Source organism: Streptomyces sp. NRRL S-350 (genome assembly GCF_000719705.1).
Taxonomy (GTDB): Bacteria; Actinomycetota; Actinomycetes; order Streptomycetales; family Streptomycetaceae; genus Kitasatospora.
Genome location: NZ_JOHO01000004.1, coordinates 274617 through 288015, shown reverse-complemented (window position 1 = coordinate 288015; position 13399 = coordinate 274617). Strand labels below are relative to the sequence as shown.

Annotated in this window: 14 protein-coding genes; 5 read left to right on the top strand and 9 right to left on the bottom strand. The window is 73.1% G+C overall.

From position 1 onward, the window contains the following. Positions 1–20 precede the first annotated feature (20 nt). The 3 genes from IF30_RS0106675 to IF30_RS0106665 all read right to left on the bottom strand — a co-directional run bounded on the left by IF30_RS0106675 (position 21) and on the right by IF30_RS0106665 (position 1496). Positions 21–221 (bottom strand): DUF5326 family protein, encoded by a 201-nt coding sequence (locus IF30_RS0106675; protein WP_030233296.1) that lies wholly within the window; start codon positions 219–221, stop codon positions 21–23. A 258-nt stretch (positions 222–479) separates the two neighbouring features. Further along, positions 480–1148: a thiaminase II gene (gene tenA, locus IF30_RS0106670; protein WP_030233293.1), complete on the bottom strand. Its 669-nt coding sequence runs from the start codon at positions 1146–1148 to the stop codon at positions 480–482. A 30-nt stretch (positions 1149–1178) separates the two neighbouring features. Further along, positions 1179–1496: a cupin domain-containing protein gene (locus IF30_RS0106665; RefSeq protein ID WP_030233290.1), complete on the bottom strand. Its 318-nt coding sequence runs from the start codon at positions 1494–1496 to the stop codon at positions 1179–1181. Positions 1497–1604: 108 nt separating this feature from the next. Between IF30_RS0106665 and IF30_RS0106660 the strand changes: the two genes are divergently transcribed. Then, the gene (locus IF30_RS0106660; RefSeq protein ID WP_030233288.1) at positions 1605–1985 is read left to right on the top strand and encodes a phage holin family protein; all 381 of its coding nucleotides are present in this window, start codon (positions 1605–1607) and stop codon (positions 1983–1985) included. A gap of 177 nt (positions 1986–2162) precedes the next feature. Here IF30_RS0106660 and IF30_RS0106655 read toward each other — a convergent pair whose 3' ends face one another. Beyond that, entirely contained in the window at positions 2163–2588 is a 426-nt protein-coding gene (locus IF30_RS0106655) for an SsgA family sporulation/cell division regulator (protein WP_030233285.1), read from the bottom strand. A gap of 288 nt (positions 2589–2876) precedes the next feature. Here IF30_RS0106655 and IF30_RS0106650 point away from each other — a divergent pair, with 288 nt between their 5' ends. Next, on the top strand, positions 2877–3419 hold the full coding sequence (locus tag IF30_RS0106650) for an NUDIX domain-containing protein (RefSeq protein ID WP_030233282.1): 543 nt from the start codon (positions 2877–2879) through the stop codon (positions 3417–3419). Here IF30_RS0106650 and IF30_RS44940 read toward each other — a convergent pair whose 3' ends face one another. The 4 genes from IF30_RS44940 to pdhA form a co-directional block, all read right to left on the bottom strand. Beyond that, entirely contained in the window at positions 3420–5114 is a 1695-nt protein-coding gene (locus tag IF30_RS44940; RefSeq protein WP_234322605.1) for a globin domain-containing protein, read from the bottom strand. It lies immediately after the preceding gene. Positions 5115–5345: 231 nt separating this feature from the next. After that, the gene (locus IF30_RS0106640) at positions 5346–6737 is read right to left on the bottom strand and encodes a dihydrolipoamide acetyltransferase family protein (protein WP_030233276.1); all 1392 of its coding nucleotides are present in this window, start codon (positions 6735–6737) and stop codon (positions 5346–5348) included. After that, positions 6737–7738, bottom strand: a complete 1002-nt coding sequence (locus tag IF30_RS0106635; protein WP_030233273.1) for an alpha-ketoacid dehydrogenase subunit beta — start codon at positions 7736–7738, stop codon at positions 6737–6739. Before IF30_RS0106635 ends, IF30_RS0106640 begins: the two co-directional genes overlap by 1 nt. After that, complete coding sequence (gene pdhA / locus IF30_RS0106630; RefSeq protein ID WP_030233270.1) at positions 7738–8877, bottom strand: pyruvate dehydrogenase (acetyl-transferring) E1 component subunit alpha; 1140 nt, start codon at positions 8875–8877, stop codon at positions 7738–7740. The genes IF30_RS0106635 and pdhA overlap by 1 nt, the downstream gene beginning before the upstream one ends. 149 nt (positions 8878–9026) lie before the next feature. On the opposite strand from pdhA, the gene IF30_RS0106625 reads away from it, so the two are divergent. Next, positions 9027–9488 carry an Lrp/AsnC family transcriptional regulator gene (locus IF30_RS0106625; RefSeq protein ID WP_030233268.1) on the top strand — a complete coding sequence of 154 codons (462 nt, stop codon included), beginning with the start codon at positions 9027–9029 and terminating at the stop codon, positions 9486–9488. A 37-nt stretch (positions 9489–9525) separates the two neighbouring features. Here IF30_RS0106625 and IF30_RS0106620 read toward each other — a convergent pair whose 3' ends face one another. Beyond that, positions 9526–10110: a TetR/AcrR family transcriptional regulator gene (locus IF30_RS0106620; RefSeq protein WP_030233266.1), complete on the bottom strand. Its 585-nt coding sequence runs from the start codon at positions 10108–10110 to the stop codon at positions 9526–9528. Between the two features lie 129 nt (positions 10111–10239). Here IF30_RS0106620 and IF30_RS0106615 point away from each other — a divergent pair, with 129 nt between their 5' ends. Together IF30_RS0106615 and paaN are read left to right on the top strand one after the other, a co-directional pair. Beyond that, positions 10240–11505 carry a membrane protein gene (locus tag IF30_RS0106615; protein ID WP_030233264.1) on the top strand — a complete coding sequence of 422 codons (1266 nt, stop codon included), beginning with the start codon at positions 10240–10242 and terminating at the stop codon, positions 11503–11505. A gap of 151 nt (positions 11506–11656) precedes the next feature. Beyond that, a complete protein-coding gene (paaN, locus tag IF30_RS0106610; protein ID WP_030233262.1) occupies positions 11657–13357 on the top strand; it encodes a phenylacetic acid degradation protein PaaN in 1701 nt (566 codons plus the stop codon). Positions 13358–13399: the final 42 nt, after the last annotated feature.

Genomic DNA, 13399 nt, shown 5'->3' with positions numbered 1-13399 from the left:
GGACGGCGGTTCGGGGAGGGTCAGCTCTTGGCGGCCTTCTTCACCAGGATCACCACGGCGGCGGCGATGCCGACCACCACCAGCAGCTTGATCACGATGCCCAGCAGCGCGCCGACGATGCCGAAGACGAAGGCGACGACGTTCCAGGCCAGTACCAGGACCAGCACCGGGATGACGATGTTGCGCACCCACGACGGCAGCGACTTCCAGATCTCAGCCATGTCCGTTCCTCTTCTCCCCAAGGGCCGGCCGCCGTCCGGTGCCGCATCCCGCTTGCTTTCGATACTTCGATCGTACGGGGGCCCGGGGGCCGGAACGAGGGCCAACAGCCCGGAGAGAACCCCGAGATCACCCGGAGCCCGACCCCCGGGACGACCCCCTGCGGTTCTGCGGGGCGCGCCCTGAGAAGCCGCCCGCCGGCCGGTGCACGGGCGGTCCGGGAGGAGTGCGGGAGAGGTCCGGGAGAGGTGTGGGAACGGTCAGACCGGCCAGCGTTCGCCGCGCCAGGCGGCGTCCCAGAACATCCACTCGTAGCGCGAGGTGATGCCGAAGTGCTCGACCACCTTGCGGCGTTCGGCGGGTGAGATCTCCTCGCCGAGCCGGTCGGTGAGGGCGAGCACCCGGCGCACCACCGACTGGAACGCCTCGTCGCCGTAGGTGGCGATCCATCTGGCGTAGAGCGGGTCGGGGGAGCCCTGGGCGAGCAGCGCCTCGCCGACCCGGGCGTAGATCCAGTAGCAGGGCAGGACGGCGCCGACCGCTTCGGCGAAGGAGCCGCCGTAGACGGTGGCGAGCAGGTAGCTGGTGTAGGCCCGGGTGGTGGGCAGGACCGGTTCGGCGGCGGCCTGTTCGGCGGTGCCGCCGAAGGCGGTCAGGAACTCGGCGTGCATGCCCTGTTCGGCGGCCAGCGCGCCGACCGCGTCGTCGGCGAAGGCGCGGACGTCGTCCTCGCCGGGTGCCTTGGCGGCGCAGACGGCGAGGGCTCGGGCGTAGTCGCGCAGGTAGTGCGAGTCCTGGACGACGAAGTGGCGGAAGGCCTCGCGCGGCAGGGTGCCGTCGGTGAGGCCGCCGAGGAAGGGGTGGGCGAGGATCTCGCCGTAGACCGGCTCGATCGAGGCCCAGAGTTCTTCGGTGAGGCTGCGGGTCATGCGGACGACCCTAGACGCCCGCCCGTCGGGTCAGTCCTCCGGCGGGGAGAAGACCACCAGGACGCGCAGTTCCTCGGTGATGTGGTGGAACCGGTGCGGGGTGCCGGCCGGGACGTACACGACAGTGCCGCGCCCGACGGTCGCGGTCTCGGTGCCGACGGTGAGTTCGGCCCGGCCGCTGATCACCTGGTAGATCTCGTCCTGCCGGTGCGCGGTCTGCGGGTCGGTGTCGCCGGGGGAGAGCGCGTACAGCCCGGCGGACATCCGCGGTTCGCGCAGGAACCGCAGGTACGCGCCGTCGTTGGCCGCTCGCTCGGTGTCCAGTTCGTCCAGCCGGAAGAGCTTCACCGGCGCCGTCCTCCCTCGTCCGTCCACCTCCGGGACCAGGGGCATTCAACACCAAACCCGCCGTGAGGTGGTTCCCCCGGGCCGGTGGTGCTGCCAGGCTTGGGCGCCATGAAGGGTTTCGTCATCAAGACACTGATCAACGCGGCGGCCATCTGGGTCGCCGCCTGGCTCGTCAGCGGCATCCAACTCGCCCAGGGCAACGCCGACTGGCAGCACAAGGCACTCACGGTGCTCGGTGTCGCCGTCGTGTTCGGCGTCGTCAACTGGCTGATCAAGCCGGTGGTCAAGTTGTTCTCGTTCCCGTTGTTCATCCTCACGCTGGGGCTGATCACCTTCGTGATCAACGCCCTGATGCTGCTGCTGACCTCGTGGGCGTCGGGGAAGCTGGAGTTGGACTTCCATGTGACCGGCTTCGTGGCGGCCCTGTTCGGTTCGCTGATCATCAGTCTGGTGGCGTGGGGCCTGCACCTGGCCCTGGACGACGACTGACGGCTGTCGTGGCCGCCCGCGCAAGAGGCCCGTACCCGGGAGCATCCGGGTGCGGGCCTTCGTCCTGCTTCTCCTGCTTCGGACGCCGCGCACGGACCACGCGCACGGAGGCCGCGTACGGAGGCTTCGCCCCCGGAGCCCGCACCGCACCGCGGCCGGGGCCGCCCTTCCGGCTGCTCAGCCCGCGTTCTCGCACCCTCGGAGGATGTCCGCGAGCCGGGCGTCGAGTTCCCGCTCGGCGCGTTCCCGCCCCAGCGGCACCAGCCGGTCGGTGCGGGCCAGGAAGGCGGCCAGCGGCTCCGAGGAGGCCCGCAGCACGGCTTCTCCCTCGGGGGAGCGCAGCACGACGCAGACTTCCGAGAGTTCCTCGCCGTCCGGGTGGATGTGGACGTCGCCCTCGCCGGCGGGCCCGCTGATCCCGTCGACCAGCAGTTCCCGCGCGAAGAACCAGGTGACCGGGGCGTCCCCGGGCAGGTGGAAGGTGAGCCGGACCGCGTACGGGTCGTCGACCTCGTACACCAGCTCCGCCAGGAGGTGGAAGGAGAGCTCGTGCGAGACCACGAGGCTCATCACCAGGTGGCCCTGGACTGTGCTGTGCTGCATGGCGCCAGTACCTCTCGTTCTGCCCGGGCCTTCGTCTTACTGGGTCCGATGGCTGCCAGGGCATGGTTTCGACGGTTTTTGTGACGGTTTATGCAACCCATCCACGCCCGTGCCCAGAACGGACATGTGGAGCGAAACATCCGATGTGCCCGATAGCCGCCCATTGCAGCACAGCGGCGCCCCGAACGGACGCACCCGACCGGGTCGGCGTTTCGGTCCATTTCCCGTGTTTCGACCCTTTCCCCGCGCGGGAGACTCCCGCACAACGCGCCAGCCCCGGAGGTGGCCATGGGCACCGAGAACCGAATCCCGCCACCGCGCCCGGTGGTCAAGCGCACCGCACGGGCGATCCTGCTGGAGCTGGATCCGGACGATCCGTACGGCCCGGCCTCGATCGTGCTGATCCGGCGGGTCCGGCCCGGCGCGCCGCACCCGTACTGGATCACGCCCGGCGGCGGGGTCGAGCGCGGCGACCGGACGGTGGTCGAGGCGCTGCACCGCGAGGTGGACGAGGAGTTGGGCGGCAAGGTCGTGGACGTGGTGCCCGCCTTCGTCGACACCATCAGCCACCCCTTCCACGACGACGGCACCCCGCTGCACCCGCACGGCGTCAAGGTGCAGCACTTCTTCGTCTGCCGGCTCGCCTCGATGGACCTCAGCCGGCGGCACGGCCCCGAGGTGACGGAGCCCAACGGCGAGTACGAGGTGGTCCGGCTGCCGTTCACCCGCGAGGGCGTCACCTCGGTCAACGTCGTCCCACCGCGGCTGCGGGCGTACCTGGCGGCCAACATCGAGGGCATCCGGGCGCTGCTCGCGCCCGATCTCGGGTGATCACCCGGCGGCCAGATCGCCGACCAGGTCGTGCCGGATCCGCTCGGCCGGCACCCCGGCCCGCAGCAGCACTCCGACGCCCCGGCGCACCATCGCGGGCGGCCCGCTGAGCACCGCCTCGTGCCCCGCCCACGGGCCGAACCGGCCGACCACCTCGGGCAGTTCGCCGGTCAGGGCGCCCTCGGCCGGGCCGGTGCCGGAGAGCACCGGCCGCACCGTCAGCCAGGGGTGGGCCCGGGCCAGCTCGCACAGGCCGTCCAGTTCGTACAGGTCGGCGGCGCGGCGGGCGCCGTAGAACACCTCGACGCGGCGGCCGGGCGAGCCGTGCGCGGCGGCCTCCTCGACCAGTGCGCGGATCGGCGCGATGCCGGTGCCGCCGCCGAGGCAGAGCAGGTCGGGGCCGCCGGTGTGGTCGACGGTCATCTCGCCGGCCGCCGGGCCTAGCCGCAGTACGTCCCCGGGTGCGGCCCGGTGGACCAGCGCGTTGCTCACCCAGCCCGCCTGCACGGCCTTGACGTGGAAGGTCAGCAGGCCGTCCGGGCGGGGCGCGGAGGCGAAGGAGTAGTGCCGCCAGACCCGCGGCCACCAGGGCGTCTCCAGGCTGGTGTACTGCCCGGCCCGGAACGGGTACGCCTGGTCCGGGCGGACGGTGATCACCGCGACGTCCGGGGTGCGGCGCTCGTGCCGGACGACCTCGCCCTGCCACCAGGGCGGGGAGGTGCGGGCGGCCTCCTCGGCGGCCTCGATCATCGTCGAGGAGATCAGCCGGTAGGCGCGGCGCCAGGCCAGTTCGGTGTCGGCGTCCCAGCGGCCGGCCGCGTACCGGGCGAGCGCCTGCACCAGGCACTCCCCCACCGGCGCGTAGTGGCCGGTCAGCGTGCCGTACCGGCGGTGGCCGCGGCCGAGCGCGCTCAGTCCGGCGCGCAGGGCCACCGGATCCTCGGCGCCGCGGGCCGCGGACAGCAGGGCGCGGAACAGCCGGTCGCGCTGGACGTCCATGGCGGCCGGGAAGAGCGAGCGTACCTCGGGGTGGTGCAGGAAGAGCAGCGCGTAGAAGTGCGCGGTGGCCCGGTCGGCGACCGGCTCGACGGCGGCCAGGCTGGCCCGGATCAGCTCGATGTCCCGTGCGGTGAGGGGCAGTTCGACGTCCGGCGCGGCCTGCCCGACGGGCGTCGGCAGGCTCGGCAGCGCCGAGGGCGGTGCGGGTGGCGCCCAGGGCGGTGCGGGTGGCGCCCAGGGCGGTGCGGGTGGCGCCGAGGGCGGCGTGGGTGGCCACGCGGGCGGCGACCCGAACGGCGGTGCGGCCGGGGGCTGCCCGGCGGGCCCCCGCGCGGCCCAGGCATCGCTCCGACCGTCTCCGGGGCCTGACCAGTTGAGCCCGGGAGCATCGGTGAACAGCGGCCGGAAGGCGGGTGAGGTCCCGGTGGTCGAGACCGCCTCCGGGCGGCTCGGCGCCGGGACGGCCGGCGGCTCGGACGGCATGGCCGGGATCACCGGACCGACGGGCGCCGTCGGCAGGACCTCCGTGGGCGCCTCCGCCGTCACGCGCGCCGCCGGCACCCCCGCCGTCACGCCCGTTGCCGTCACGCCCGTTGCCGTCGTGGCCGTCGGCGGGAGCTCCGGCAGGCCCGGTACGGAGGTGGCCGCCGCCGAGCCGTGCCCGGTACGGACCAGAAGTGTTCTGCGGGACTTCACCGCTACGTTTCGAGTACCCAAGAGAATCGTTTCGCCTCCGACCGCCCTGCGCCACCCTGGCTCGTCTCTGCTGACGCCTAGGCAGCGTGGCACGGCCGAACTGCTCATCCGACAAATCGCGCGAAGCCCGGACGCCCGCCCGGGGAACGCGCTACTCTCACTCGATCGCGGTCGCCCTCGGTGGTCCCCCGTCCACCCAGGGCGACCGCGCCCTGCTCAGAGCCGGTTCGCTCAGAGCTGCCGCAGCAGCATGCCCGGCCGCTCCACGCAGTCCGCGACGAAGCGCAGGAAGCCTCCCGCCGTCCCGCCGTCGCAGACCCGGTGGTCGAAGGTGAACGACAGCTGCGTCACCTCGCGCACCGCCAACTGCCCCTCGTGCACCCACGGTTTGGCGACGATCCGACCGACCCCGAGCATCGCCGCCTCCGGGTGGTTGAGGATCGGGGTGGAGCCGTCCACGCCGAACACACCGTAGTTGTTCAACGTGAAGGTGCCACCGGTCAGTTCGGCCGGGGTGAGCGCGCCGCTGCGGGCCCCCTCGGTCAACCGGCCCAGTTCCTCGCCGAGTTGCTCGGTACTGCGGGCCTGCGCGTCCCGGACCACCGGGACGACCAGGCCGCGCTCGCCCTGCGCCGCGAAGCCCAGGTGCACCGCCGAGTGCCGGACGATCCCCGAACCGTCTTCGGTCACCGAGGAGTTGAGCTCGGGGAAGCGGGCCAGCGCGACCGTGCAGATCCGCGCCAGCAGCGCCAGCACGCTCACCTTCGGTCCCGGCGTGGCATTCAACTGCCGCCGAAGAGCCATCAGTTCGGTCGCGTCGGCATCCACCCAGCAGGTCGCCGCCGGAATCTCCCGGTGGCTGCGGCTGAGCTTCTCGGCCACCGCCTTGCGCAGTCCGCGCAGCGGGACGACGCCCTCCTGCGCGGCCGCCGGGAAGGCCGCACTGGGCGCCACGGGCGCGGCCACCTTCGCCGCGACCGCCCGTTCGACGTCCGCCCGCATGATCAGGCCGTCCGGCCCGCTGCCGGTCAGCGAGGCCAGTTCGACCCCCTGCTCCCGGGCCAGCCGCCGCACCAGCGGCGAGATCACGGGCACCACGGCCGGGCCAGCGGCCACCGGCACGACCGTGACCGGAGCGGCCACCGCCGAGGCCCCCGAAGCGACCGCGCCCAGGGCCCCCGAGGCCCCCGAGGCCCCCGAGGCCCCCGAGGACCCCGAAACACCCGCCCCGACCCGGCGCCGCCGGCCGCCCTTCCCGGGCTCCACGACGCCGTACCCGACCAACGGCCGTTCGACGGTCTCGCCCACCGAGGACGCGGACCCGTCCGAGGGCCGGTCCGAGGACCCGTCCGAGAAGCCGTCCGAGAAACCGTCCGCCGGCGCCACCGCGACCGTCACCAGCGGCGCGCCCACGGCGATCTCCTCGCCCTCCTCGCCGTACCGCGCGGTGACCACCCCGCCGTACGGGCAGGGCACCTCCACCACGGCCTTGGCCGTCTCCACCTCCACCACCGGCTGGTCGACCGCGATCACCTCGCCGACCTCGACCATCCAGCGCACCACCTCCGCCCCGGTGAGCCCCTCACCGAGGTCGGGCAGCCGGAACTCGCGCACGACGGGCATCATGCTCCGTCCTCCCACTGAAGCCGGGCGACGGCGTCCAGGATCCGGTCCACCCCGGGCAGGTGGTGGTGCTCCAGCATCGGTGGCGGGTACGGGACGTCGAAGCCGGTGACCCGCAGCACCGGCGCGGCCAGGTGGTGGAAGCAGCGCTCGGTGACCCGGGCGGCGATCTCCGCGCCGGTGCCGCCGAAGCCGCTCGCCTCGTGGACCACCACGGCCCGGCCGAGCGAGCGCACCACCCGGCAGACCGTCTCGTCGTCGAACGGCACCAGGGTGCGCAGGTCCAGCACGGCGAGGTCCCAGCCCTCGGCCTTGGCGGTCTCGGCCGCCTCCAGGCAGACCGGCAGCGAGGGGCCGTAGGTGATCAGCACGGCGGACGTCCCGGTGCGCCGCAGCACGGCCCTGCCGATCGGCTCGACCGGCGCCGCGGGGTCGAACTCGGCCTTGCCCCAGTAGAGCCGCTTGGGCTCCAGGAAGACCACCGGGTCGTCGGAGGCGATCGACGCGCGCAGCAGCCCGTACGCGTCGGCCACCGTCGCCGGGGTGACGACGTGCAGGCCGGGGGTGCTGGTGTAGTAGGCCTCGGAGGCGTCGCTGTGGTGCTCGACCCCTCCGATGCCGCCGCCGTAGGGGATGCGCACGGTGATCGGCAGCGGGAGTCGGCCGGCCGTGCGGTTGCGCATCTTGGCGACGTGCGAGAACAGCTGCTCCAGCGCCGGGTACGCGAACGCGTCGAACTGCATCTCGACGACGGGGCGCAGCCCGTACATCGCCATGCCGATCGCGGTGCCCAGGATGCCGGCCTCGGCCAGCGGGGTGTCCAGGCAGCGGTCCGGGCCGAATTCGGCGGTCAGGCCGTCGGTGATCCGGAAGACGCCGCCGAGCGCGCCGACGTCCTCGCCGAGGACGTGCACCGCCGGGTCCTCGCGCATGGCGTCGCGCAGCGCGGAGTTGAGCGCCTGCGCCATGGAGGCGGTGGGGGAGGAGACGACCGTGGGCATCAGTGCTGCACCTCGGCCTCGGCGGCCAGCTCGGCGGACAACTGGGCGGCTTGCTCGCGCAGTTGCGGGGTGGGCTCGGCGAAGACGTGGGCGAACAGCGACATCGGGTCGAGTTCGGGTTCGGCGTGGAACTCGGCCCGCATCCGGGCGGCCAGCGCCTCCGCCTCGTCCGCGGCGTCCTGCACCAGCCGGTCGTCCAGCACGCCGAGCCCGCGCAGCGCACGCTCCATCAGCAGGATCGGGTCGTGTTCCCGCCAAGCGGCCACCTCGGGTTCGGTGCGGTAGCGGGTGGCGTCGTCGGCGTTGGTGTGCGCCTCGATCCGGTAGGTCAGCGCCTCGACCAGGGTCGGGCCGCCTCCGCCGCGGGCCCGTTCGACCGCTTCGGTGAGCACCGAGTGCACGGCGGGCGCGTCGTTGCCGTCGACCAGTCGGCCCGGCATGCCGTAGCCGACGGCCTTGTGGGCCAGGCTGGGCGCGGCGGACTGTGCGCTGAGCGGGACGGAGATCGCGTAGCCGTTGTTCTGCACGAGGAAGACCACCGGCGCGTTGAGGACGGCCGCGAAGTTGAGCGCTTCGTGGAAGTCTCCCTCGCTGGTGCCGCCGTCGCCGAGCAGCGCCAGCGCGACCGCCGGCTCGCCGCTGAGCCGGGCGGCGTGCGCGAGTCCGACGGCGTGCGGGGCCTGGGTGGCGAGCGGGGTGCAGAGCGGGGCGGTGCGGCTGGCGCGCGGGTCGTAGCCGGTGTGGGCGTTGCCGCGCAGCAGGGTCAGTGCCTCCAGCGGGTCGACGCCCCGGGAGACCACGGCGAGGGTGTCGCGGTAGCTGGGGAAGAGCCAGTCGCGCTCGCCGAGCACCAGCGCGGCGGCGATCTGGCAGGCCTCCTGGCCGGTGGACGCCGGGTAGACGGCGAGGCGTCCCTGCTTGGTCAGGGTGGTCGCCTGCTGGTTGTACCGGCGGCCGACGACCAGCCGGCGGTAGAGCTTGCGCAGCAGCGTCGGGTCGTACTTCTCCAGTGCGGGGGTGCCGAGCACCCGGACGGGGGAGAGGTCCGGGAGCAGGGGGGCCGGGTCGGTGCGCGGGGCAGTGGCCCCGGGCAGCCAGCCCGGCACGCCCGTGTGGTGTCTGTGGTCGAGAACGGTCATCTCGGGGCACCTCCAGGGGTTGCGGGGGCTCCCTACCGATTGTTCGGTCGTCTGTTCATCTTGACCAGAAGCGTGACAAGGTGGTGGACATTCGGTCCGAGCGGCGGTCGACTGGTGGCAGTACGTCCAATCGGTGAGGGTGGGGGGTCATGTCGGCTGAACAGGTGTCCAGACTCGATCGGGTCGACCGTTCGATCCTGCGGCTGCTGCAGCAGGACGGCCGCGCCTCCATCCGCTCGGTGGCCGAGCGGGTGCACGTGTCCCGGGCCAACGCGTACGCCCGGATCTCCAGGATGGTCGAGGACGGCATCATCCGCGGCTTCACCGCCAGGGTCGACCACGAACGGGCCGGTCAGACCGCGTCCGCGTACGTCACCCTGAAGATCGTCCAAAACTCCTGGCGCACGGTCCGGGAGCAGCTGCTGGAGCTGCCGGGCGTCGCGCACATCGCACTGGTCGGCGGTGACTTCGACGTCCTGCTGCTGGTGCACACCGCCGACAACCGGGTGCTGCGGGAGCTCGTGCTCAACCGCATCCAGTCCATCCCCCAGGTGCTCGGCACCCGCACCATGCTGGTCTTCGAGGAGACCGACCAGGTCCCCCCGGACTGACGGCCCCGCCCCCGGCCCCGCGACGACCGGCTGCCGGCTACCGCGCCCGCAGCCCGTCGAAGGCCAGGTGCACCACCGCGTCTGCGACGCCGTCGGCACCCCTGAGCCCCGGCCGGTACCACTCCACGATCGAGTTGATCATCCCGAACAGCAGCCGGGTCGCCAGCCGCGGCTCCACGTCCGCCCGCAGCGCACCGTCCGCGACCGCCGCCCGCAGCAGCTCGGCGACCTGGTGGTCGAAGTCCCGGCGGCGCTCCAGCGCCCACTGCTCGGTGGCCGTGTTGCCGCGCACCCGCAGCAGCAGCGTCACGTACGGCAGCTCCGCGAGCAGCACCTCGGCGGTGCGCCGCACCACGTGCTCCAGCCGCTCCACCGCCGGGCCCCCGACCGCGGCCGGCTCGGCCAGGATCGCGAACAGCCCGTCCAGTGCCCGCCCCACCGCCAGCCGGAGCAGTTCCTCCTTGCCGCGCACGTGGTGGTAGATCGAGGACTTGGAGATCCCGGCCGCCCGGGACAGGTCCTCCATCGAGGTGCCGTCGTAGCCGCGCTCGTTGAAGACGTCGACGGTCACCGCGAGCAGTGACTCCACGGTGTAGGCGGTGCGCGTGGTGTGATCGGCCATCCCCCGAGTATCCCCGGCGGCCCCGCCCGGTACGCGATCGGGTCCTTCCGGCCCGCCCTGGCCGGAGGGTGCAGGCCCTAGAATCTGCGGACGATCCGTCCACGTGCAGCAGGCTGGGGTCCACGGCTGATGAACGCAATACCGGCAGTCGCCTCCGACGTGCCCGACCAGCGCAGCGGGGATCCGGAGGGCGCCTCGGGCGGCCTGCGGGAGCGTGCCCGCGCGCTGGTCGTGCGCTTCGGCCCGGCCGTGTGGTGCTACGCCGTGCTCAAGCTGATCGGCTTCACCGTCTTCATGAAGCTGCTGTCCTTCGCCGGCGGCTACGCGACCAAGCCGGCCCGGTTCGGCGGCGGCGCCAACCCGTGGGACGTGGTGGGCAGCTGGGACGGCTGGTGGTACCAGCAGGTGGCCCAGTTCGGCTACCACCCGGCGCTGGTCCCGATCGCGGGGCCGGAGGGCTTCAACATCGAGCAGAACTCGGCCGCCTTCTTCCCGCTCTACCCGGGCCTGATGCGGCTGACCTCGGACGTCACCGGCCTCGGCCTGTACGGCGCCGGGATGCTGGTCTCGGTGGTGGCGTCGCTGCTGGCGGCCGCCGGGATCCACGCCGTGGTGGTGAAGCTGTCGGGGGACGTGCGGGCCGGTGTGATCGCGGCCGGGATCTGGGCGATCGCCCCGGGTTCGGGCGCGGAGTGGGCGGTCTACTCGGACTCGACCTTCGTCGCGCTGGCCGCCTGGGCCTGCTACTGCGTGATGACCAAGCAGTGGGTCGCGGCCGGGGTGATCACCCTCGTCGCCGGGCTCAACCGGCCGACCGCGGCGGCGCTGATCGGCGCGGTGGGCCTGGCCGCGCTGGTCGAGCTGTACCGGCGGGAGAGCGGCGTGCTGCGCCCGCTCGCCTCGATGGCGCTGGCCCCCGTGGGCCTGCTCGGCTACGTCGGCTGGGTGGGCTGGCGGACGGGCGAGTGGGGCGGCTACTTCCGGCTGCAGCACGACGCCTGGCTGCACTACTTCGACGGGGGCCAGGGCACCTGGCACGCGATCCGCGGGGTGCTGCTGGGCCGCAACGACTATCCCTTCGCCTTCCCGGTGGCGGACCTCCTCGCCACCCTGATCGTGCTCGGCCTGCCGGCCCTGATCGTGCTGATGGTCCGGCTGCGCCCGCCGCTGGTGCTGACCGCCTACACGCTGGCCACGATCGTGTCGGTGCTCGGCAGTCTCGGCATCTTCGGCAACACCTCGCGCTACCTGCTGCCCGCGTTCCCGCTGTCGATCGCGCTCGCGATCGGGATGCGCAAGCTGAGCTGGCCGGTCCTGGCCGTGGTGCTGGGCACCGGCGCGGTCGCCTCCGGCTGGTACGGCGGGTACGTGCTCTTCGAGTTGGGCGTGCCGTAGCCCCGGGCCGTCCCGGGCCCCGGAGGGCGCGTCCGCCACGGACGCGCCCTCCGTCCGTTCCGGCGGATTCCCACCGCTGCACCCTCTTGAGCCGACCGATCGTTCGGTTACTCTGTGACGTGTCCCGTCCTCCCCTCTGAGGAGCGCACAGATGTCCGCAGCGGTCACCCACCCCCTCGTCAGCGAGCTGGTCGAGCGCCACCAGGCCACCCTGGACGCCGCGCTCGACGCCGCCGCCAAGCGCGACTACTGGTCGCCCTACCCCGAGTTCCCGAAGGCCTACGGCGAGAACGGCCCGGCGGACGGCAAGGCCGCCTTCGACGCCCTGCTCGGTGCGCCCTTCGCCCTGGAGGGCCAGCCCACCGACGGCGACCAGGTCGGCGGCGAGGCCTCCCCGTACGGCGTCGAGCTGGGCATCACCTACCCGCACGCCGACCCGGACGCCCTGATCGCCGCGCTCACCGCCGCCCGCCCCGGCTGGGCCGCCGCCTCCCCGCTGGAGCGCGCCGCCGTCTGCCTGGAGATCCTGCACCGGATCAACGCCCGCTCCCACGAGTTCGCCCACGCCGTCATGCACACCACCGGCCAGGCCTACGGCATGGCCTTCCAGGCCGGCGGCCCGCACGCCCAGGACCGCGGCCTGGAGGCCGTCGCCTACGCCTACGCCGAGCAGACCCGGCTGCCGCGCCGGGCCGGCTGGACCAAGCCGCAGGGCAAGCGCGAGCCGCTGGTGATGACCAAGGAGTTCACCGTCGTCCCGCGCGGCCTCGCGCTGCTGATCGGCTGCAACACCTTCCCCACCTGGAACGGCTACCCCGGTCTGTTCGCCTCGCTGGCCACCGGCAACCCGGTGCTGGTCAAGCCGCACCCCCGGGCCGTGCTGCCGCTCGCACTGACCGTCCGGATCGCCCGCGAGGTGCTCGCCGAGGCCGGCTTCGACCCCAACCTGGTCTGCCTGGCCGCCGAGCACGAGGGCGGCACCATCGCCCAGACCCTCGCCGTCCGCCCCGAGATCAAGATGATCGACTACACCGGCTCCACCGCCTTCGGCGACTGGCTGGAGGAGAACGCCAAGCAGGCGCAGGTGTACACCGAGAAGGCCGGCGTCAACGCGGTCGTCATCGACTCCACCGACGACTACAAGGGCATGCTGGGCAACCTGGCCTTCGCGCTCTCGCTCTACAGCGGCCAGATGTGCACCACCCCGCAGAACGTCCTGATCCCGCGCGGCGGCATCAGCACCGACCAGGGCGACAAGTCCTTCGACGAGGTGGTCGGCGACCTCGCCGGCGCGATCCAGGGCCTGCTCTCCGACGACGCCCGCGCCGCCGCCATCCTCGGCGCCGTCGTCAACCCCGGCGTGCTGCAGCGCTCGGCCGCCGCGGCCGGCGGCGAGTACGGCGAACTCGTCCTCGCCCCGCGCGCGGTGACCTCGCCGGACTTCCCCGGCGCGACCGTCCGCACCCCCGCCCTGGTCAAGCTGGACGCCGACAAGCCGGACGACCGCTCGGTCTTCCGCAGCGAGTGCTTCGGCCCGGTCTCCTTCGCCGTCGCCGTCGAATCCACCGCCGCCGGGATCGAGTTGCTGCGCACCACGGTCCGCGAGAAGGGCGCCATGACGGCCTCCGGCTACACCACCTCGCCCGAGGTGGAGGCGCTGCTGGTCGAGGCCGCGCTGGACTCCGGCGTCTCGCTCTCGCTCAACCTGACCGGCGGCGTCTACCCGAACCAGACCGCCGCCTTCTCCGACCTGCACGGCACCGGCGCCAACCCGGCCGCCAACTCGGCCTACTGCGACGGCGCGTTCGTCGCCAACCGGTTCCGCACGGTGGAGGTCCGCCGGCACGGCTGAGCCCCCCGTTCCGGCACTCCCGGGCCCCGGCGGTCACCCACC

Coding starts and splice junctions, on each gene's coding strand:
- paaN (WP_030233262.1), top strand. CDS start 11,657: ATGTCCGCAGCGGTCACCCACCCCCTCGTCAGCGAGCTGGTCGAGCGC.
- IF30_RS0106655 (WP_030233285.1), bottom strand. CDS start 2,588: ATGCAGCACAGCACAGTCCAGGGCCACCTGGTGATGAGCCTCGTGGTC.
- IF30_RS0106625 (WP_030233268.1), top strand. CDS start 9,027: ATGTCGGCTGAACAGGTGTCCAGACTCGATCGGGTCGACCGTTCGATC.
- IF30_RS0106615 (WP_030233264.1), top strand. CDS start 10,240: ATGAACGCAATACCGGCAGTCGCCTCCGACGTGCCCGACCAGCGCAGC.
- IF30_RS0106635 (WP_030233273.1), bottom strand. CDS start 7,738: ATGCCCACGGTCGTCTCCTCCCCCACCGCCTCCATGGCGCAGGCGCTC.
- IF30_RS0106620 (WP_030233266.1), bottom strand. CDS start 10,110: ATGGCCGATCACACCACGCGCACCGCCTACACCGTGGAGTCACTGCTC.
- IF30_RS0106675 (WP_030233296.1), bottom strand. CDS start 221: ATGGCTGAGATCTGGAAGTCGCTGCCGTCGTGGGTGCGCAACATCGTC.
- IF30_RS0106660 (WP_030233288.1), top strand. CDS start 1,605: ATGAAGGGTTTCGTCATCAAGACACTGATCAACGCGGCGGCCATCTGG.
- IF30_RS0106640 (WP_030233276.1), bottom strand. CDS start 6,737: ATGCCCGTCGTGCGCGAGTTCCGGCTGCCCGACCTCGGTGAGGGGCTC.
- pdhA (WP_030233270.1), bottom strand. CDS start 8,877: ATGACCGTTCTCGACCACAGACACCACACGGGCGTGCCGGGCTGGCTG.
- IF30_RS0106650 (WP_030233282.1), top strand. CDS start 2,877: ATGGGCACCGAGAACCGAATCCCGCCACCGCGCCCGGTGGTCAAGCGC.
- tenA (WP_030233293.1), bottom strand. CDS start 1,148: ATGACCCGCAGCCTCACCGAAGAACTCTGGGCCTCGATCGAGCCGGTC.